Source organism: Streptomyces sp. L-9-10, assembly GCF_004151105.1.
Lineage (GTDB): Bacteria > Actinomycetota > Actinomycetes > Streptomycetales > Streptomycetaceae > Streptomyces.
Window position 1 is genome coordinate 1 of sequence record NZ_PHRF01000111.1, and the last position, 952, is coordinate 952.

1 protein-coding gene is annotated in these 952 nt (G+C 67.1%); it reads left to right on the top strand.

Annotated elements, in window-relative coordinates; genetic code table 11:
* Nucleotides 1-952, top strand: a 952-nt coding sequence (locus CU044_RS26530; RefSeq protein ID WP_193564079.1) for a 2-oxoacid:acceptor oxidoreductase family protein, incomplete at both ends; no start/stop codon positions are given.

Consider the following 952-nt stretch of genomic DNA (forward strand, 5'->3'; position numbering starts at 1 on the left):
TCATCCGTTTCGCGGGTGATTCGGGTGATGGGATGCAGCTGACGGGTGACCGGTTCACGTCGGAGACGGCGTCGTTCGGGAACGATCTGTCGACGCTGCCGAACTTCCCGGCGGAGATCAGGGCTCCTGCCGGGACGCTGCCGGGGGTGTCGTCGTTCCAGCTGCACTTCGCGGATCATGACATCCTGACGCCGGGGGATGCGCCGAATGTGCTGGTGGCGATGAATCCGGCGGCGCTGAAGGCGAATATCGGGGATGTGCCGCGTGGTGCGGAGATCATCGTGAACACCGATGAGTTCACCAAGCGGCCGATGGCGAAGGTGGGTTATCTGACCTCGCCGCTGGAGGACGGTTCGCTGGACGGCTACCAGGTCCATCCGGTGCCGCTGACGACGCTGACGATCGAGGCGCTCAAGGAGTTCGGTCTCTCCCGCAAGGAGGCCGAGCGTTCCAAGAACATGTTCGCGCTGGGTCTGCTGAGCTGGATGTACAACCGGCCCACCGAGAGCACGGAGCGGTTCCTGCGGGCGAAGTTCGCGAAGAAGCCGCAGATCGCGGAGGCCAATGTCGCCGCGTTCCGGGCGGGATGGAACTTCGGGGAGACCACCGAGGACTTCGCGGTCTCCTACCAGGTCGCCCCGGCCTCCCGGGCGTTCCCGGCCGGCACGTACCGCAACATCTCCGGGAACCTGGCCCTGTCCTACGGTCTGGTGGCCGCCGGCGAGCGGGCCCGGCTGCCGCTGTATCTGGGCTCGTATCCGATCACCCCGGCCTCCGACATCCTGCACGAGCTGTCACGGCACAAGAACTTCGGTGTGCGGACCTTCCAGGCCGAGGACGAGATCGCGGCGATCGGCGCGGCGCTGGGCGCGGCGTTCGGGGGTTCCCTGGCGGTGACGACGACGTCGGGGCCGGGGGTGGCGCTGAAGTCGGAGACGATCGGTCTGGCGGT